The following is a 17,213-nucleotide window of genomic DNA, read 5'->3' as shown; positions in this document are numbered from 1 at the left end:
GATACACCTTGCCGGCGTTGCGATTATGCGCGGAACATGCGGTTCCTGCCAAAGCCTCGCCGCCCGGCAAACAACCTCCCCCCTTGAGGGCGAGATGCCCCGACAGGGGCAGAGAGGGGTGAACCCTCTCCGAGAGCACAGTGTTTGCGGCTTTTAGGGCTTACGCCCTTTACCCCTCTCTGTCGCTTTCGCGACATCTCTCCCTCAAGGGGAGAGATTGTTGGCCGAGAGGTTCGGGAAACAAAGACAGTCAGACGTTTGCTGAGATTCGGACAGGCCAGGACCCTGGGGTAACGGCGGGCGCGTGAGACGAAAGCCAACACGGTCTGCGTGCCCGCCCGCTTGACTTGCGACCATCACGCGGGCTAATTGCGCGCGGCTGCTGACGCCTGCCGCCCGCGCGCCGAAATGGTGATGGTGAAGTCAGTCCGATCTTCGGTTTTTCGTTTCTCCAGCGACACTCGAAGCATAAGGCAATGCGGGTACCGTGCGTGGCCGTTCCGGCGGCATGAGTGTCCTTGAAGGGCAACGAAAATGTCTGATGTCGCTTCGCCCCGCGCGAATCCTTATCTTCTGGGCCCGGTCGGGCCGCTGTTTCTGAGAACCGCCGCGCCCATCGTTCTGCTGATGCTCGTCAGCGGGCTCTACACCATCGTCGACGCGATCTTTCTCGGCCTGCTCGTCGGTCCCCGCGCGCTCGCGGCCGTCACGCTGGTCTTTCCGATCTTCATGGCGGTGGCGGCGCTGTCGACGCTGGTGTCCTCCGGCATGGCCTCCATTCTGGCGCGACGGCTCGGCGCCGGCGATGATGACGGCGCGCAGGCGGTGCTGCAATCGGCGATGACGCTGTCGCTGGTTGTGGCCGTATTGCTGATGGCCTTCTATCTCACGCTCGGCGTCAGGCTCGTTGACTGGTTTTCGGAGGGCGATGCCGGGCTTGCGACCATGGCGAAAACCTATCTGGCATTCGTGATTTTCGGCAGTCCGCTGCAATTCGTGATCTCGATTCAGGGCGATGCCCTGCGTTCGGAAGGCAAGCCGGGGGTGATGGCCGGGATCGGCGTTCTGGTCACGCTCGCCAATATCGGCTTCAACTATGTCTTGATCGCCGGCCTTGGCTGGGGCGTTGCCGGATCGGCGATCGGCACGCTTGCGGCGCAGGCGGTGGCCATGGGCGTCGTGATCTGGCTCAGGCTTTCGGGCCGCACGCCGCTTGCGCTTTTGCGCCGCACCGGCCATCGGCTGACGGAGGCGTGGCCGCGCATCCTGGCGCTCGGCCTGCCGCCGTCTCTCGGGCTTGCCGGCACCAGCCTCTCGGCCGGCTGCTATATTATCGGCATCGGCATCTGGAGCGGCGATAACCACGATATCGCGATCGCCGCCTATGGCATTGCCTCGCGGCTTCTGACCTTCGCCTTCCTGCCGCTCCTGGGGCTGAACTTCGCCTGCCAGTCGATCGTCGGCAATAATTTCGGCGCGCATCTGTTCGGCCGCTCGGACCGGACGCTTCTGGTGGGCCTCGCCACCGGGCTTGGCTACGGGTTTACCGTCGAGCTTGCCTTTATCGTCGGGGCAAGGCCGATCGCCGCGCTGTTCGTGACCGACCCGGCGGTGATCAACGAGGCCGTGCATATCGTGCGGATCGTCACCGCCGCCTATGTCCTCGTCGCGCCGCTGATGGTGCTTGCCGGCTATTTCCAGGCGCTCGGCATGGCCTCCAGGGCGGCGGCGATCACGCTGGGTCGCACCTATGTGTTCACCCTGCCGCTGATCTTCATCCTGCCGTTCATATTCGGCGAAACGGGGTTGTGGATGGCCGCGCCGATCAGCGATCTCGGCATGCTGGCGATCGCGCTCACGGTGTTGTGGCTGAACCGGCGCAGGGCGCGGCTTGGCCTGTTTTACGGAGACCGGGAAACCGCCGTCCTCGCAAAGACGGCCTGAACCGCGCCGAGGCTAAGGGCGCGTCAGGCCTTCAATACCTTGTCCGGGTTCATGATGCCCGCGGGGTCGAAGGCTTTCTTGATCCGTTGCATTAGGTCGATCTCGATCGGCTCGCGAATGCGCGCCAGCTCATCGCGTTTCAGCCGGCCGATGCCGTGCTCGGCGGAAATCGAGCCGCCATGGGCAAGCACGATGGCGTGGACGATTGCGTTGACCTCGCCCCAGCGCGAAAGGAAGGCGGCCTTCTCGGCGCCTTCCGGCTGCGAGATGTTGTAGTGGATATTGCCGTCGCCGAGATGGCCGAAGGCGCAGATGCGCGCGCCCGGCACGGCCGCCATCACTGCCGCATCCGCCTCTTGCAGGAAGGCGGGGACCGAAGAGACCGGAACCGAGACATCGTGCTTGATCGACCCGCCCTCCGGCTTCTGCGCCTCCGACATGGTTTCGCGCATATGCCAGAGTTCGGCGATTTCGGCGTCGGACTTGGCGATCACGGCGTCTTCCACCAGGCCCTGTTCAAAGGCCTCTTCCAGCAATGCCGTGATCATGGCGTCGGCCGATTCCTGGCTGTCAGAGGTCGAAACATCGATCAGCGTGTACCACGGATAAGTCGTCGCCAACGGATTGCGCGCGCCCTCGGTATGCTTGACCGTGAACGCGAAGGCCATCTCGGCCATGAGCTCGAAGCCTGTCAGCGCGGACGCGCAGCGGTTTGCGGCGAGATTGAACAGCGCCAGCGCCTTTTCCGGGGAGGCGACCCCGGCAAAGGCCACCTGATGGCCTTTTGGGCGGGGAAACAGTTTCAGCACCGCGCCGGTGATGATGCCGAGCGTGCCTTCCGCGCCGATGAACAGGTCGCGCAAATCGTAGCCGGTATTGTCCTTCTTCAGCGAGCGCAGCCCGTTCCAGATCTCGCCGGTGGGCAGTACGACTTCGAGGCCGAGGCAGAGATTGCGCATATTGCCATAGGCCAGCACCGCCGTGCCGCCGGCATTGGTCGCAAGATTGCCGCCGATCCGGGCCGAGCCCTCCGAGCCGAGCGACAGCGGAAACAGCCTGTCATTGTCGGCCGCCGCCTTCTGCGCCTCGGCAAGGATCACGCCGCCGTCTACCACCATGAAATTGCCGGCGACATCTATCTTGCGGATCGTGGTCATGCGTTCCAGTGAGAGCACGATATCGGTGCCCTCCTCGCGCGGAACCGCGCCGCCGACATGGCCGGTGCGCCCGGAGGCGGGCACCACCGGGGTTTTCGTCTCGCTCGCGAGCTTCATGATCGCGGCGACCTCGGCGGTGGAACCGGGCTTCAGCACCAGCGACGTCGCGCCGTGATAGAGCCCCCGGGTCTCGGTGAGGTAGGGCGCGATATCGCCGGACTCGGTCAGGGCGTGGCCGGGGCCGACAATTTCGACGAAACGGGCGATCAGGTCTTTCTCAGGGCCGGGCATTCAGTCGTAATCCTTGGGGCGGGGGGCCGCGGCGCGAGCAAGCCGGTCGTTGATCGCCTCGCCGATGCCATCATGGGGAATGGGCGTCACGGCGATCGCGCTGGCGCCGCTCTGGTCCGCCTGTTTCATCACGTCATAGAGCCGGCTTGCCGCCTCCGCCGTGTCGGCGGTCTTGGAGAGCTGCAGCGTGACATGGGCGGCCGCGGCATTGTCGATCACGGGCGCGCCGAACATGATCAGCGCCTCGCCGGGCTCGACATGGCTGACATTAAGCCGCACGGCGGCGTTCGGCGCGTAATGCGAGGCCATCATGCCGGGCGCCTCGATCGCGCCGGGGGTGGCAGGTCGTGTCACCGAAAGCCCCGTCAGCCGCTCGACTGCCTCGGCCGGTATGCCGCCGGGCCTCAGAAGCGTGATGGTCTCGCCATCGACCTTGAGGATCGTCGATTCGACGCCGACGATCGCGGGGCCGGCGTCGATGATCAGTTGCAGCCGATCGCCGAGATCGGCCTCCACATGATGGGCCGTGGTCGGGCTCAGCCGGCCGGAGCGATTGGCGCTGGGGGCTGCCAGCGGGCGGCCGGTTTCGGCGATCAGCCGGCCGGCGAAGCCGCGCGGCACTCGGACAGCGACCGTGGAAAGCCCGGCGGTGGCCGCGGTTGCGATCCCGGCCTCCGGTTTCAGCGGCAGCACCAGCGTCAGCGGACCGGGCCAGAAGGCCTCGGCAAGTTCGCGCGCCAGCGGCGAGAAGTCGGCGTAGCGCTCCGCCATTGCGAGGTCTGCCATATGGCAGATCAGCGGGTTGAAGGCGGGGCGGTTCTTGGCGGCGTAGATTTTCGCGATCGCGTCGGCGTCGGTGGCGTCGCCGGCAAGGCCGTAGACGGTTTCGGTCGGGATCGCGACCAGTTCGCCGGCGATCAGCAACTGCCGGCCCTCCGCCAGCGCAAGCTCTTCTTCCCGGCTGATATCGATGATCCGCGCCATGGTAATCCCGCCCTTCCTGTTCCATCATCGTTTAAAACAACCCAAACGCTGAACAAAGGATTTTCTGATGCGACGGATTTTCTCGGGCGGGATTTACGAGAAGAAGATCGGCTATTGCCGCGCCGTGGTCGCGGGCGGCTTCGTGCATGTGGCGGGCACCACCGCACAGGGCACCGATATTCCCGAGGATGTCGAAGGCCAGTGCCGCTCAGCATTGGCGGCCATCGAGAAGGCGCTCGGCGAGGCCGGCTCGAGCTTTGCCGATGTCGTGCGGGTCACTTATTACCTGCCGCATGCGCCGGATTTCGAGGCCTGCTGGCCGCTGCTGGCGGCAACCTTCGGCGACAACCCGCCGGCGGCGACCATGATCGAATGCGGCCTGATCGACCCGAAATACCGGATCGAGATCGAAGTCACGGCGCTGGCGCGCGGGTGACGCGCAAAAGACGCGTGTCGTCTTTTCTGAAAGTCATGTCGTGAATGGAATGCATGCCGAAGGGCGCGGGTGATTAAATGAAAACTATTGCCCGTCTTCGCCCCGGAGGCCGCCATGACGATACGCCAGAAGATGCTGGAAGAGCTGAAGAACCGCCGCGACGGTTTCACGCTCGCCCGGCCGTTTTATACCGACCCGGACTATTTCCGCGTCGACATGGAGAATTTCTATTATCGCGACTGGCTGTTCGTCGCCCATGATTGCGAGCTGCCGCGTCCGGGCAATTACTTGACGATCCAGATCGGCGATTATTCGGTGATCATCACGCGCGGTCGCGACAAGGTCATTCGGGCGCTGCATAATTCCTGCCGCCATCGCGGCTCGCGCGTCTGCTCCGCGGAAAAGGGCACCACCGCCAAGCTCGTCTGTCCCTATCACCAGTGGACCTACGATCTCGACGGATCGCTGCAATATGTCCGCCACATGGGCGAGGATTTCGACAAGGCGCAATACGGGCTGAAACCGGTCCATTGCGAGAGCATCGAGGGCTATATCTTCATCTGTCTCGCCGATGACGCGCCCGATATCGCGCCGCTGAGGGACAGGATCGCGCCCTATATCGCGCCCCACAATATTCGCGAAACCAAAGTGGCCTTCAAGTCCTCGATCGTCGAGAAGGGCAACTGGAAGCTCGTCTGGGAGAACAATCGCGAGTGCTATCACTGCGCCGCCAATCACCCGGAGCTTTGCCGGACCTATCCCGAAGCCGCCTCCGTCACCGGGGTGCAGGGCATGGCGGATGATCCGGAAATCCAGGCGCACTGGGCCCATTGCGAGGCAGCGGGGCTGGAGGCGAAGTTCTTCATCAATCCGGACGGCCAGTTCCGCATCACCCGCATGCCGCTGATCGCGGGGGCGGAAAGCTACACCATGTCGGGCCAGCGCGCGGTGAAGAAGCCGATGGGGCCGAAGACCAACGCCGCCGGCATCGGCGCGCTCCTGCTGTTTCATTATCCCACCACCTGGAACCACTTCCTGGGCGACCACGCGATCTCGTTCCGTGTGCTGCCGCTCGGGCCAGAGGAAACCGAGGTTACCACCACCTGGCTGGTGCCGAAGGACGCGGTCGAGGGCATCGACTACGATCTCGAGGAACTCACCCATGTCTGGACCTTCACCAACGACCAGGACCGCCAGATCGTGGAAGAGAACGCGCGCGGCATCCGCTCGCCCGCCTATGAGCCCGGCCCCTATTGCGAAGAGGATGAGGGCGGCGTGATGCAGTTCGTCGAATGGTACGCGAACACCTCGATTTCGCGGCTTTCCGACACCGCCGCGCCGCTGTCGATCGTTGCCTGACATGATCAAGCCGCAGCCCTTCAAGCATATCGACGAGATGGTGCCGTGGAATGGCCGCGAGCATATGCTCGAATGCGTGGCCTGGACGCCGGAAGCGCCGGACGTGATGACCTTCACCTTCAAGGCGGAGCAGGAAAACATCTGGTTCCGCTATATGCCGGGCCAGTATATCACGCTGGAACTTCCTGTCGGCCCCGAGCCGATTCTGAGAACCTACACGATCTCCTCCAGCCCGACCCGTCCCTTCACCATCGCGGTGACGGTGAAGGCGCAGAAGGACAGCATCGGCACGCGCTGGATGTTCGAGAACCTGCATCCGGGCATGAAGCTGAAGGCGATCGGCCCGCTCGGCGATTTCTCCTACGTTACCAAGCCGGCAGAGAAATACCTGTTCATCTCGGCGGGCTCGGGGATCACGCCGATGATGTCGATGACGCGCGATCTCGGCGACCGCGATCCCGATACCGATATCGCCTTCATCCACTGCGCCCGCTCGCCGAACGACATCATCTTCCGCTGGGAGCTGGAGTACAAGGCGCGCTACATGCCGTTCTTCAATCTCGGCTTCATCGTCACCGAGCTGGAGCGCACCCAGCTCTGGTCCGGGCTGAAGGGTTTTATCGACCGCGCCAAGATCGCGCTGCTGGTGCCGGATTTCCTGGAGCGGCGGGTGTTCTGCTGCGGGCCGGACCCGTTCATGGCGACGGTCCGGGATTCGCTTGAAAGCTCCAGCTTCGACATGGAAAACAACTATTTCCAGGAGACCTTCAAGCCGGAAGCGCCGACGCCGGCGGTCTTTGTCGGCGAAAGCGCGGACGAGGACAGGCGGCTGGTGATCGAATTCGCCGATTCGGGCGTGCGCGCCGAGGTGCCGCCCGGCTTCACGATCCTGCAGACCGCCCGCAATGCCGGGGTCCGCATTCCCGCCGCCTGCGAGAGCGGCATCTGCGGCACCTGCCGCACCATGTGCAAATCCGGCAAGGTCGACATGCAGCACAATGGCGGCATTCTCGATGACGAGATCGAGGAGGGCTATATCCTCGCCTGCTGCTCGCGGCCGCTGACCGATGTCGAGGTCGAGGCCTGACGTTCAGGGCTCGTTGGCCGCAAGGCTTTCCCTGATAAGCGCGACCAGCTGATTGCCGGCGGTTTCGAGCAAACCGGAATTGTCGATCGTCACCACATCGAAATCGCCATGAACCGCCATGGTCGAGCGGGCCAGCCGGGCGGTGATCTGATCGCCGCTTTCGCGACCGCGCGCGGCAAGTCTTGCCGCAAGGATTTCGGGCCGTGCGGTAACATTGACCACGGTGAGCCGGGCAAAGGCCGCGCGGAAATCATCAAGCGCCTTGCGCGAACCGTTGCAGAGCGCCACCCCGCCATTGGCGACAAAGGCGCGGTGTTCGGCCGGAATGCCGTAGTCCAGGCCATGCGCCGACCATGAAACGGCAAAGCCGCCCGCAGCCTTTTTTGCCGCGAAGGCGTCCGGCGCCATGGTGTCGTGGATTTCGCTGTCGTGGTCGCTGGGCCGGGTGATGGCTCGGCGGACCGCCGCAAAGCGCGGGTGGTCGCCAAGAATACCGGCCGCGTAGTTGATCATGCTGTCCTTGCCGGCTCCGCTGGGGCCGACCACGACGATAATCCTGCCCGGCTCGGCCATCCGGTCAGGCCACCCGCTTGCCCGCGCGCCAGACCGCGCGGGTTACCGGCGCGCCGGCGGGGCGGTGGACGCGCACCAGATCGGCCCTCAGCCCCGGCGCGATCCGCCCGCGATCGTCGAGCTTGACGGTTCTGGCCGGCGTCGCCGTCACCATCCTGAGCGCCCGCGGCAGGCTGATCGTCTCGATGGTATCGGCGAGAATGAAAGGGGCATAGAGCAGGCTGAAGGGCACGTAATCCGATGACAGAATGTCCAGCACGCCGCGCTCGGCCAGATCGCGCGCGGCGATATTGCCGGAATGCGATTTGCCGCGCACCACGTTGGGCGCGCCCATCAGCACCGACATTCCAGCCTTGTGCGAGGCGTTGGCGGCCTCGAGGCTTGTCGGAAACTCGGCAACCGCAACGCCGTGGCCGATTGCCTCTTCGACATGGGCCACGGTGGCGTCGTCATGGCTGGCAATGGCGATGCCGCGGGCGGCACAGTGATCGGAAATCATCTGCCTGTGGCGGTCGGAATGTTTTTCGGATTCCGCCTGCCGACGGGCAATGAAGGCGGCGAAAGCCGCGTCGGAAAGCCCACGCTTCGGCTTGTAAAAGAGCTCGTACTGATCGAGATCTGAAAACTGCCGCTGGCCCGGCGCGTGGTCCATCAGCGAGGTCAGCCTGACATGCGGATCGTTCTCGAAGCCGGCGAAATGCTCCATCACATTGGCGGCTGAGACCTCGCAGCGCAGATGCAGGAAGTGCTGGGCCTTCAGCCGGTTCTCCCGCTCGGCCTGCTGGATCGCGTCGGCCATGTCGCGCATCTCGCCGAGATCGAAGCCGTCGGTATCGTCGGAGCCCATGCGCAGGCAGTCGAAAACGGTGGTGATGCCGGACGCTATGATCTGGCTGTCATGGGCCTGGACGGCGGCGATCTTGTCCCAGCGCACGCCGGGACGCGGCGCATAATGGCCTTCGAGATGATCGGTGTGAAGCTCGATCAGACCGGGGACCAGGTAGTCGCCCTCCATGTCCTCGCCATGGCGGGTCGGGTGTCCCGAGATGTCAACGATTTCACCGTCGCGCGCCAGGAGCGCGCCGTGTACGATTTCGTCCTCAAGCACGATCCGCGCATTGGTGAAAACGGCTTCGGCGCTCATTCCTCGCTTTCTCCGGCCCCGGTCTCACTTGTCCCTGTGTCTTCCGCCCCGAAAAGCGTGGTCTGGCCGCCCGTCAGCGGTTGCCAGCGGCGGATGACGAAGGGCGCGCCGCGCCGCTCCTCCATGAACAGGCCGATGCCGGAAATTTCAAGCGGCTTGCCGACAAAGGGGGCGAAATAGTCTTCGATGGCGGTCTCGATCACGTGCATGTCGGTTCCGGTCACCGGTCCGGTCAGCGTCATGTGGAAGCGGAAGTCGTCGAAGACATAAGGGTAACCCCAGCGCTCCAGATTGTCGCGCTCCGTCTCGCTCAATTCCTCCGGCTTGCGCCGCGCGATCTCCTCGTTGGCGAGCGGCGCGCGCATCGGCTCGAAATAGCGCACCACATCGGCGGCGAAATCCTGGAGCGTATCGCTCTCTTGCGCCGGGACGAGGGCGTGAAACCTGCCGAGCTTGCCGAGTTTCAGTTCGGGTATGTCGAACGGGCTGTGCTTGCGGCAGAACACGTCAAAGGCGGCCTCCAGCGCTGCCGGCGTGGCGTTGTCGGCAAGCCGGAACGGCGCCTTCAGCGTGGCGTGGAAGCCGTAGCGGGCGGCCGCCGCCGTCACGGCGCTCATCCGGCCGGCGGCGAGCGCGATACTGTCTGGAAACGGCCGTTCCTCGCCGGCAAAGGCGTCGTAGCCGAGCCAGCGGCTGGCGGCAATCGTCAGGGGATGGTCGATGGCGGGAGTGAAATAGATGGCGTAGCGCAAATCGTTTTCCTTGCCCGAAATGAAGGGAGGATGAGGAAAGTGCAGGGATTCGTCCCTCTTTGCAAGGCGTCCCGTCTTCTTCAATGCGCGGCCCGAGCCGTTGGTTCCGCGCGCGGTGATGTCGCAGGCGCTCAAAGCGACAAGGGCAGCGGATCGCTCCGGTTGCCCTCGCCGAGCGGGCGCTGCATGAACACGGTGTCCAGCCATCTCCCGTGCTTGAAGCCGGTGCCCGTCAGCCGGCCGGCCTCGGTGAAGCCGAGCGCGGTATGAAGCGCGATCGAGGCCGGGCTGGCGCCGCCGATGACGGCGACCATCTGGCGGAAGCCGCGTTGTTCGCATTCCTCGATCAGCCGCGAGAGCAGGCTTTTGCCGACGCCCTTGCCGCGCGCTTGCGGAGAGAGATAGACCGAGTTTTCGACCAGCCAGCGATAGGCAGGCCGCGTGCGGAAGGCGCTGGCATAGGCATAGCCGATGACGCGGTCGCCCTCGACGGCGGCGAGATAGGGGTAATGGGCGGCGGTGATTGCAGACATCCGCGCTTCCATTTCGTCCCGGCCCGGCGGCTCCAGCTCATAGCTCGCGACGCCGTTCAGCACGCATTCGGCATAGATCTCGGTGATCGCGGTAAGGTCGGCGGGCGAGGCGGGGCGGAGAGTTATGGTCATGATTTCTGTCGCGGCGGTTGAAAGCTTCGGAGAACGATAGACCGCTTTCGGGGCCGGGAAAAGCGGGTATGAAAAAGGCGGCCCGGAGGCCGCCTCGATCAGTATTCCATCATCAACCGACTTAGTTCCGGTTGCCGAGCAGGCGCAGCAGGAACAGGAACATGTTGATGAAGTCGAGGTAGAGCGTCAGAGCGCCCATCACCGCCTTGCGGCCAGCCACTTCATGGCCGTCGCCTTCATAATACATTTCCTTGATCTTCTGCGTGTCCCACGCGGTCAGGCCGGCGAAGATCAGCACGCCGAGAACCGAGATCGCGAAGCCGAGCGCGCTCGACTGCAGGAAGATGTTGACGATCATGGCGATGATCACGCCGAACAGGCCGATCACCATGAACGAGCCCATCGCCGACAGGTCGCGCTTGGTGGTGTAGCCGTAAAGCGACAGCGCGCCGAACGAGGCCGCAGTGATGAAGAAGGTCTGGACGATGCTCTGGCCGGTATAAACCAGGAAGATCGTCGACAGCGAAATGCCGGTCAGCGCGGCATAGACCCAGAACGCCGTCTGGGCGGCGGCGACGCTCATCTTGTTGATGCGGAACGCCAGAAAGAAGAAGGCGATCAGCGGAGCGAACATGACGAGCCACTTCAGCGGCGAGGCGTACATGACCTGACCGAACTGGGTAAGCTGAACCTGGCCGCTGGCATCGCCCGATACCGAAGCCGTGAAGATTCCGAAAGCCGCGATACCGGTGATCACGAGGCCAAGAGCCATGAGATTGTAGACGCGCAGCATGTAGGCGCGCAGTCCCTGATCGATTTCAGCACTCGCCTGGGCTCCCGCCTGAGCGTGGTTCTGATAGTTGCGAAGATCAGCCATTGAGTTCCTCTAAAAAAGCCCCTCGTTGTTCACGGTGTCGGGCATCGCCGCAAGGCGACAGCCCAGGCGCCGCTGGGGGGCTCCAGCAAGCCTGGCGATAATATGAGGGGAATGGCAACGCGATACAAGGCATATCCGTTTGGAATCCGTCGGCAAATCCTCAATTTTTCGTAAGAAACGCGCCGGCGGCCTGCAAAACCGCTATCGCAAGCACCATTTCTCCTGCAAAGCCCCTACATCCGGCAATACTGCCGAATGCGATATAAGAGGATATTCATGCGCTATTTCATCGCCGTCATTCTGCCGTGGCTTTCGTTTTTCACCATCGGCAAACCGTTTTCGGGAATCATCTGCCTGATCCTGCAGATCACGCTGATCGGCTGGCCGGTAGCCGCGCTTTGGGCGCTGTTCGCCGTCCAGAACTACTGGGCCGACCGTCGTAACGCCGAACTGATGGACGCGCTGCGCCGCGACAAATAGTCTCGTTTCTTTAGGCCCTCAAAGCTCGCGCAGGTAAAGCGCGGGCTTCTGGCCGAGCAGATGCCAGGTGCCGGCAAGGCCGATGGCGACGGTGACGATCACCGCCCCGGCGACGGTGGCAAGTGCCACCGCCGGCAGCAGCGCGAAGGGCAGCATCATGATCTTTGTCAGCGCATACCATGCCGCAACCGAACCGGCGGCGAGCGCGAAGACGCCGGTTGCGAGCCCCAAGAGCAGATATTCGTAGACGAAGGCCCGGATCAGCGCCGGGCGGGTCGCGCCCAGCGTCTTCATGACCACAGCGTCATGGCCGCGCCGGCGGTTGCCGGCGGCAAGCGCGCCGGAGAGCACGAGCACCGAGGCGATCAGCGCGATGGCCGCCGCCGCCCGGATCGCGGTCGCAAGCTGGCTGACGAGATCGCCCGCAATTTCAAGGGCTGCTTTTACTTCGATCGTGGTGACGGTCGGGAAGGCGCGGGTGACGGCGCCCAGGATTTCGGCATTCTTGGCGGTGTCGGAGCCCGGATCGGTGAGGGTGGCGAGCCAGGCATGCGGCGCGCCGGCGAAGGTGTTGGGCGAAAACACCATCACGAAATTGATCGACAGCGAGTCCCATTCGACGTTGCGAAAATTGGCGATCGTCGCGGTGATATCGCGGCCGAGCACGCTGATGGTCACGGTGTCGCCGAGCTTGAGGCCGAGCTCCTGGCCCTCCTCGGCGGAAAACGACACCAGCGGATCGCCGCTGTAATCCTCCGGCCACCATTCGCCCCCGGCAAGGGTCGAGTTTTCCGGCAGGTCGGCGTCATAGGTGATGCCGCGATCGCCCCTCAGCACCCATTTGGCGTCTTCCGAAGGGGCGTCCCATTCGCTCGCCCGTATATCGTTGAGGCTCAGAATGCGCCCGCGCAGCATCGGCACCAGCGCGAGCTCGCCTTCCGGCGCTTCCTCGGCGATCAACGCCTTGAAGTCGTCGACCTCGCTGCCCTGGATATCGACGAAGAAGAAATCCGGCGCGCGTTCCGGCAGCGAGCGCGAAAGCTCGCGGTTGAGATTGCCGTCGATCAGCGCCAGGCCGACCAGCAGCGTCAGTCCGAGGCCGAGCGAGAGCACGACCGATCCCGTCAGCGCGCCGGGGCGGTGGATATTGCCGACCGCGAGCCTGAGCGATGGCGCGTGCGGACGCGGGGACTTCGCGGCAAGCCATTTGATGGCGAGCGCCACCAGCCGCAGCACCACGAAGGCGCCGGCGACGGAGGCGAGGAACACGGCGGCGACGAACCGTTCCTCGGCGGTGAAGATCGCAAGTGCCGCAAGCAGCGCCAGCGTCACGCCGGTGGCCGCCAGAAACGGCCATGCCGGGCGGCCGCCCTCGTCGAAACTGTGCTCGCGCAGCAGTGCGGTCGCCGGCACATTGCGGGCGGCGGCGAGCGGCAGGATCGCGAAGGCGAGCGCGGTCAGGATGCCGAACAGCGCCGCAAGCGATAGAGCGAGAGGGAAGATGCCGGCGGGGATCGCGATTTCGAGCAGAGAGGAGAGCAGCGGCAGCGCGATCAGCGGGATGATGGCCCCGAAAACGAGGCCGATCGCGATGCCGATCAGCGCCACCAGCATGATCTGCAGGAAATAGATCGCGACCACCATATCGGCGGGCGCGCCCATGCATTTGAAGGCGGCGATCGCGCGGCGGCGGCTTTCGAGATAGGCGCTGACGGCATTGGCAATCCCGACGCCGCCGGTGATCAACGTGGCAAGGCCCACAAGCGTCAGGAATTCCGAAAGGCGATCGACATTCTCGCTGAGCGAGGGCGCCGCGCGGTCGCTGGTGCGGATCTGCCAGCCGGTATCGGGGAACTTTTCCTCCGCCTCGGTCTTTACCGCTTCCGGCGTTGTCGACGGATCGGCGAGCCGCACGCGGTAGCCGTATTCGGCAAGGCTGCCGATCTGGACGAGGCCCGAGGCTTCAAGCGCCTCCCGGCTGATCAGGATGCGCGGGGCGAAGGCGAAGCCTTCCGACAAAGCGTCGGGCTCCTGCACCAGCGTGCCGGAGACGGCGAGTTCGGCATTGCCAAGCAGTAGGCTGTCGCCGGGGGCAAGCCCCAGCCGCTCCGCCAGGAGTGGCGCGACAAGAACGCCGTATCGGCCATCGGTCTCGGCAAGCGCTTCGCCGACGGGCATGGCGGGATCGGCTATGACTTCGCCATAGAGCGGATAGGCTCCGTCCACGGCCTTGATCTCCGCCAGCGACTGGTCTGTGCCGTCGGGAAGCCGCGTCATTGAGCGCATCGTCACCGATTGCGACACCGGCCCCAGCGTCTCGATCCAGGCGAGCGCATCGCCGGATAGCGGCTCGTTGTCGCGCTCGAAGCGGATATCGGCGGCGAGAATCTCGCGGCCGCGTTCGGCAATCCCTGCATTGACGGCGTCGGACACCGAGTTGACGGCGGCGATCGCGGCAACGCCGAGCGCGATGCAGGCGAGGAAAATGTAGAAGCCCGAAAGCCCGCCGCGCATTTCGCGCAGCGCGAATTTCAGCGCGAGGAGAAGGTTAAGCCGGTTTTGCCTCATTGCGCGGCGAGCCCGGCGGGAGAAACGATCTCGCCGGAGCGGACATGGACCTGCCGGTCGCAGCGCGCGGCAAGCGTTGCATCATGGGTCACCAGCACCAGCGTGGTGCCCATCTCGCGCTGGCGAGCGAAAAGCAGGTCCGCGATCTGCGCGCCGGTATCGCCGTCGAGATTGCCTGTCGGCTCGTCGGCGATCAGCACCGCCGGTTCCGGGGCAAGCGCGCGGGCAATCGCCACCCGCTGCTGCTCGCCGCCGGAAAGCTGGCCCGGATAATGGCTGAGGCGATGGCCGAGGCCGACGCTTTCAAGGGCGGCGCGGGCGCGCTCGAAGGCGTCGCGCTTGCCGGCAAGCTCCAGCGGGATCGCGGCGTTTTCCAGCGCCGTCATGTTGGCGATCAGGTGGAAGGACTGGAACACGATGCCGATATTCTCGCCCCTGAATGCGGCAAGCGCATCTTCCGAAAGGCCGGACAAAGGGGTGCCGAGAATGGTGATTTCGCCGCTGTCGAGCCGCTCGAGGCCGGCGATCACCATCAGCAGCGTCGATTTGCCGGAGCCGGAGGGGCCGAGAATGCCGACAGATTCGCCGCTGCCGATGTCAAGCGACATGCCCTTCAGCACATGAACGGCGGCAGTGCCCCTGCCTAATGTCAGGTGGGCGTCTTCAAGTGCAATCAGATTTTCGGACAAATTCGCTTCCCGCTTTGAAATTCGATGATCGGCTCAACACATAGAGGAATACGCAGCTTCGGTCCCGATGGACTGGGTAGAAAACTGGATTTAGGAGTTCGACCATGCGATTAAAAGCGACAGCGCCGATTGTTTTTGCCGCTTTGGCGATTACGGCCACAACGGCAAGAGCGGAAACGCCGCTCGAAATCGTTGTGCTCGGCGACAGTCTGGTCGCCGGCTACGAACTCGCGCCCGGCGAGGATTACCCGTCAAAGCTTGAAACCGCGCTCAAGGAGGCCGGCTACGATGTCGCGATCACCAATGCCGGCGTTTCGGGCGATACCACCAGCGGCGGTCTGGCCCGGCTCGACTGGTCGGTGCCCGACAGCGCCAATGCCGTGATCCTGGAGCTTGGCGCCAATGACGCGCTGCGCGGCCTTTCGCCCGACCAGGCCGCCGAAAACCTGTCGACGATCATCGAGCGGCTGCGGGACCGAGAAATTCCGGTGATGCTGATGGGTATGATGGCGCCGCCGAACATGGGCGCCGATTATGGCGCGGACTTCAACGCGATCTACCCCGAACTTGCCAGCGAGTACGGGCTGGACCTCTATCCGTTCTTCCTCGATGGCGTTGCCACACATGCCGAATATCAGCTTGCCGATGGCATGCATCCCAATGCCGCTGGCGTGGACGTGATGGTCGAAAACACCCTCCCCAGCGTCGAAGACTTCATCCGGTCGATCAGGCCACAGAGCGGGGGACAATCAAATTAACGCTTGCCTCATGGCGGGTTAAATGATTCGCTGAGGTTACGACTAGCAGATTCGGGGAGCTCGCCATGCCGAGAATTTTCACCGCCCTCGAAATCCCGCGCGAACAGGCGTTAAGTCTTTCGCTGTTGCGCGGCGGCCTGCCCGGGGCCCGCTGGATCGATGTGGAAAACTACCACATCACCTTGCGGTTCATCGGCGATGTCGACTTCCGCACCGCCGACGAGGTCGTTCACTGGCTTGACCGGATCGAGCGTCCGTCCTTTCGCCTCAGCCTCGCCGGAACCGGCCATTTCGGCTCCAAGAAGCCGCATTCGATCTGGGCCGGCGTGTCGCCCTCGCCGGAGCTTTTCGCGCTGCAGGCCGATATCGACCGCATCTGTCAGAGGCTCGGGCTGAAGGCCGATCCGCGCAAGTTCATGCCCCATGTCACGCTGGCGCGGCTGCGCGGCGCCAAGGTGTCCGATGTCGTCGATTACCTTTCGGCGCGCGGCAATTTCCAGACCCTGCCGTTCACGGTCGGCCGGTTCGTGCTGATGTCATCGCGCGATTCCGTCGGCGGTGGGCCCTACAAGGTCGAGGAGGCGTTCGATCTCTACGATCCGCAGGATGCCTATAGCTTCGATAACAGCGACTGGCAGCCCGCCAACAGCATGTGGTAGACAGTCTCGAACCCGTCTTCCGCATCGTAATAGGGATCCGGGATCTCTTCGCGTCGGCCGAGCGCGTATTCGCTGAAAAGCACCACGGTCGCATCCGGAGCGGGGCCGGCGAGTCGATTCAGCGCCGTGACATTGTTGAAATCCATGCCGAGGATCAGCGAGAACCGGCTGAAATCCTGCCGGGTGATCTGGCGGGCGCGCTGATTTGCGATATCGAAGCCATGGCGGATCGCCGTCGCCCGTGAGCGCGGATCGGGCAGTTCGCCCTGGTGCCAGTGGCCGATGCCGGCGGAATCCAGCCTGAATTCGTCACGCCGCCCGGCGTTTTCGGCGAGATGGGCGAACAGGCCCTCGGCCAGCGGCGAGCGACAGATATTGCCGCTGCAGACGAACAGGACGGCGTGTTTATGCGGTTGTGCCATGATGTTTGCGCAATTTCATGAACGATATTCTCGAAATGGAGGATGCCATGGATGACACCCGACTGGAACCGGAAGAGCTGAGCACAGCGCTTGACGCGCGCGAGGGCTGGGCGCTTGCCGAAGACGAGACCGCGATCACCCGCGATTTCAAGTTCGCCGACTTCCGCGAGGCCTTCGCCTTTATGAGCGAATGCGCCCTTGCCGCCGAGCGGATGGATCATCATCCCTCCTGGAACAATGTCTATAACAGGGTCGGCGTGTCGCTGACCACCCATTCCTCCGGCGGCGTTTCCGCCCGCGACATCGAAATGTCGAAGATCATGGATGCGGCGGCCCGGCGCTATGGCATTTGATCGTACACGCCCTAT

18 protein-coding genes are annotated in these 17,213 nt (G+C 64.0%); 8 read left to right on the top strand and 10 right to left on the bottom strand.

Going from position 1 to position 17,213, the window contains the following annotated elements:
* The first annotated feature begins 534 nt into the window (after positions 1-534).
* Positions 535-1,944 carry an MATE family efflux transporter gene (locus tag V6766_RS10945; protein ID WP_448466337.1) on the top strand — a complete coding sequence of 470 codons (1,410 nt, stop codon included), beginning with the start codon at positions 535-537 and terminating at the stop codon, positions 1,942-1,944.
* A gap of 23 nt (positions 1,945-1,967) precedes the next feature.
* On the opposite strand, the gene V6766_RS10940 is transcribed toward V6766_RS10945, so the two are convergent.
* Both V6766_RS10940 and V6766_RS10935 read right to left on the bottom strand, forming a co-directional pair.
* Positions 1,968-3,392 (bottom strand): FAD-binding oxidoreductase, encoded by a 1,425-nt coding sequence (locus V6766_RS10940; protein WP_448466335.1) that lies wholly within the window; start codon positions 3,390-3,392, stop codon positions 1,968-1,970.
* On the bottom strand, positions 3,393-4,376 hold the full coding sequence (locus V6766_RS10935) for an L-threonylcarbamoyladenylate synthase (protein ID WP_448466333.1): 984 nt from the start codon (positions 4,374-4,376) through the stop codon (positions 3,393-3,395).
* Between the two features lie 67 nt (positions 4,377-4,443).
* Here V6766_RS10935 and V6766_RS10930 point away from each other — a divergent pair, with 67 nt between their 5' ends.
* From V6766_RS10930 to V6766_RS10920, 3 genes are all read left to right on the top strand, one after another.
* Positions 4,444-4,812, top strand: coding sequence for a RidA family protein (locus tag V6766_RS10930; protein WP_448466331.1), 369 nt, complete (start codon positions 4,444-4,446; stop codon positions 4,810-4,812).
* Positions 4,813-4,926: 114 nt separating this feature from the next.
* The gene (locus tag V6766_RS10925) at positions 4,927-6,171 is read left to right on the top strand and encodes an aromatic ring-hydroxylating oxygenase subunit alpha (RefSeq protein ID WP_448466329.1); all 1,245 of its coding nucleotides are present in this window, start codon (positions 4,927-4,929) and stop codon (positions 6,169-6,171) included.
* Position 6,172: 1 nt separating this feature from the next.
* Positions 6,173-7,258 carry a 2Fe-2S iron-sulfur cluster-binding protein gene (locus tag V6766_RS10920; RefSeq protein ID WP_448466327.1) on the top strand — a complete coding sequence of 362 codons (1,086 nt, stop codon included), beginning with the start codon at positions 6,173-6,175 and terminating at the stop codon, positions 7,256-7,258.
* A gap of 3 nt (positions 7,259-7,261) precedes the next feature.
* On the opposite strand, the gene phnN is transcribed toward V6766_RS10920, so the two are convergent.
* The 5 genes from phnN to V6766_RS10895 all read right to left on the bottom strand — a co-directional run bounded on the left by phnN (position 7,262) and on the right by V6766_RS10895 (position 11,269).
* Positions 7,262-7,831 carry a phosphonate metabolism protein/1,5-bisphosphokinase (PRPP-forming) PhnN gene (gene phnN, locus V6766_RS10915; RefSeq protein ID WP_448466325.1) on the bottom strand — a complete coding sequence of 190 codons (570 nt, stop codon included), beginning with the start codon at positions 7,829-7,831 and terminating at the stop codon, positions 7,262-7,264.
* A gap of 4 nt (positions 7,832-7,835) precedes the next feature.
* Entirely contained in the window at positions 7,836-8,975 is a 1,140-nt protein-coding gene (locus V6766_RS10910; protein ID WP_448466323.1) for an alpha-D-ribose 1-methylphosphonate 5-triphosphate diphosphatase, read from the bottom strand.
* Entirely contained in the window at positions 8,972-9,727 is a 756-nt protein-coding gene (locus V6766_RS10905) for a DUF1045 domain-containing protein (RefSeq protein WP_448466321.1), read from the bottom strand. Before V6766_RS10905 ends, V6766_RS10910 begins: the two co-directional genes overlap by 4 nt.
* A 131-nt stretch (positions 9,728-9,858) precedes the next feature.
* Positions 9,859-10,392 (bottom strand): N-acetyltransferase family protein, encoded by a 534-nt coding sequence (locus tag V6766_RS10900; protein ID WP_448466319.1) that lies wholly within the window; start codon positions 10,390-10,392, stop codon positions 9,859-9,861.
* 121 nt (positions 10,393-10,513) lie between these two features.
* Positions 10,514-11,269, bottom strand: coding sequence for a Bax inhibitor-1/YccA family protein (locus V6766_RS10895; RefSeq protein WP_448466317.1), 756 nt, complete (start codon positions 11,267-11,269; stop codon positions 10,514-10,516).
* A gap of 276 nt (positions 11,270-11,545) precedes the next feature.
* On the opposite strand from V6766_RS10895, the gene V6766_RS10890 reads away from it, so the two are divergent.
* Positions 11,546-11,749, top strand: a complete 204-nt coding sequence (locus V6766_RS10890; RefSeq protein ID WP_230721072.1) for a YqaE/Pmp3 family membrane protein — start codon at positions 11,546-11,548, stop codon at positions 11,747-11,749.
* 18 nt (positions 11,750-11,767) lie between these two features.
* Here V6766_RS10890 and V6766_RS10885 read toward each other — a convergent pair whose 3' ends face one another.
* Positions 11,768-14,317 carry an ABC transporter permease gene (locus tag V6766_RS10885; RefSeq protein ID WP_448466315.1) on the bottom strand — a complete coding sequence of 850 codons (2,550 nt, stop codon included), beginning with the start codon at positions 14,315-14,317 and terminating at the stop codon, positions 11,768-11,770.
* Positions 14,314-15,006 (bottom strand): ABC transporter ATP-binding protein, encoded by a 693-nt coding sequence (locus V6766_RS10880; RefSeq protein WP_448466313.1) that lies wholly within the window; start codon positions 15,004-15,006, stop codon positions 14,314-14,316. The genes V6766_RS10885 and V6766_RS10880 overlap by 4 nt, the downstream gene beginning before the upstream one ends.
* A gap of 104 nt (positions 15,007-15,110) precedes the next feature.
* Between V6766_RS10880 and V6766_RS10875 the strand changes: the two genes are divergently transcribed.
* Together V6766_RS10875 and thpR are read left to right on the top strand one after the other, a co-directional pair.
* Positions 15,111-15,764: an arylesterase gene (locus tag V6766_RS10875; protein WP_448466311.1), complete on the top strand. Its 654-nt coding sequence runs from the start codon at positions 15,111-15,113 to the stop codon at positions 15,762-15,764.
* A 65-nt stretch (positions 15,765-15,829) separates the two neighbouring features.
* A complete protein-coding gene (gene thpR / locus V6766_RS10870; RefSeq protein WP_448466309.1) occupies positions 15,830-16,423 on the top strand; it encodes an RNA 2',3'-cyclic phosphodiesterase in 594 nt (197 codons plus the stop codon).
* Here the strand turns inward: thpR and V6766_RS10865 are convergent.
* Positions 16,375-16,845, bottom strand: coding sequence for a low molecular weight protein-tyrosine-phosphatase (locus V6766_RS10865; RefSeq protein WP_448466307.1), 471 nt, complete (start codon positions 16,843-16,845; stop codon positions 16,375-16,377). The genes thpR and V6766_RS10865 overlap by 49 nt on opposite strands.
* A gap of 47 nt (positions 16,846-16,892) precedes the next feature.
* Between V6766_RS10865 and V6766_RS10860 the strand changes: the two genes are divergently transcribed.
* On the top strand, positions 16,893-17,198 hold the full coding sequence (locus V6766_RS10860) for a 4a-hydroxytetrahydrobiopterin dehydratase (protein ID WP_448466305.1): 306 nt from the start codon (positions 16,893-16,895) through the stop codon (positions 17,196-17,198).
* Positions 17,199-17,213 lie beyond the last annotated feature (15 nt).

It is taken from the genome of Martelella sp. AMO21009, assembly GCF_053484295.1.
Note: the sequence above shows the minus strand (reverse complement) of the source record. Positions and strands in the feature narration are given on the sequence as shown.

Bases quoted from the DNA above. Each gene is read 5' to 3' on its own strand.
- V6766_RS10925 (WP_448466329.1), top strand. From the start codon at position 4,927: ATGACGATACGCCAGAAGATGCTGGAAGAGCTGAAGAACCGCCGCGAC.
- V6766_RS10930 (WP_448466331.1), top strand. From the start codon at position 4,444: ATGCGACGGATTTTCTCGGGCGGGATTTACGAGAAGAAGATCGGCTAT.
- V6766_RS10935 (WP_448466333.1), bottom strand. From the start codon at position 4,376: ATGGCGCGGATCATCGATATCAGCCGGGAAGAAGAGCTTGCGCTGGCG.
- V6766_RS10900 (WP_448466319.1), bottom strand. From the start codon at position 10,392: ATGACCATAACTCTCCGCCCCGCCTCGCCCGCCGACCTTACCGCGATC.
- V6766_RS10875 (WP_448466311.1), top strand. From the start codon at position 15,111: ATGCGATTAAAAGCGACAGCGCCGATTGTTTTTGCCGCTTTGGCGATT.
- V6766_RS10945 (WP_448466337.1), top strand. From the start codon at position 535: ATGTCTGATGTCGCTTCGCCCCGCGCGAATCCTTATCTTCTGGGCCCG.
- V6766_RS10860 (WP_448466305.1), top strand. From the start codon at position 16,893: ATGGATGACACCCGACTGGAACCGGAAGAGCTGAGCACAGCGCTTGAC.
- V6766_RS10885 (WP_448466315.1), bottom strand. From the start codon at position 14,317: ATGAGGCAAAACCGGCTTAACCTTCTCCTCGCGCTGAAATTCGCGCTG.
- V6766_RS10910 (WP_448466323.1), bottom strand. From the start codon at position 8,975: ATGAGCGCCGAAGCCGTTTTCACCAATGCGCGGATCGTGCTTGAGGAC.
- V6766_RS10895 (WP_448466317.1), bottom strand. From the start codon at position 11,269: ATGGCTGATCTTCGCAACTATCAGAACCACGCTCAGGCGGGAGCCCAG.
- phnN (WP_448466325.1), bottom strand. From the start codon at position 7,831: ATGGCCGAGCCGGGCAGGATTATCGTCGTGGTCGGCCCCAGCGGAGCC.
- thpR (WP_448466309.1), top strand. From the start codon at position 15,830: ATGCCGAGAATTTTCACCGCCCTCGAAATCCCGCGCGAACAGGCGTTA.
- V6766_RS10940 (WP_448466335.1), bottom strand. From the start codon at position 3,392: ATGCCCGGCCCTGAGAAAGACCTGATCGCCCGTTTCGTCGAAATTGTC.
- V6766_RS10920 (WP_448466327.1), top strand. From the start codon at position 6,173: ATGATCAAGCCGCAGCCCTTCAAGCATATCGACGAGATGGTGCCGTGG.
- V6766_RS10890 (WP_230721072.1), top strand. From the start codon at position 11,546: ATGCGCTATTTCATCGCCGTCATTCTGCCGTGGCTTTCGTTTTTCACC.
- V6766_RS10865 (WP_448466307.1), bottom strand. From the start codon at position 16,845: ATGGCACAACCGCATAAACACGCCGTCCTGTTCGTCTGCAGCGGCAAT.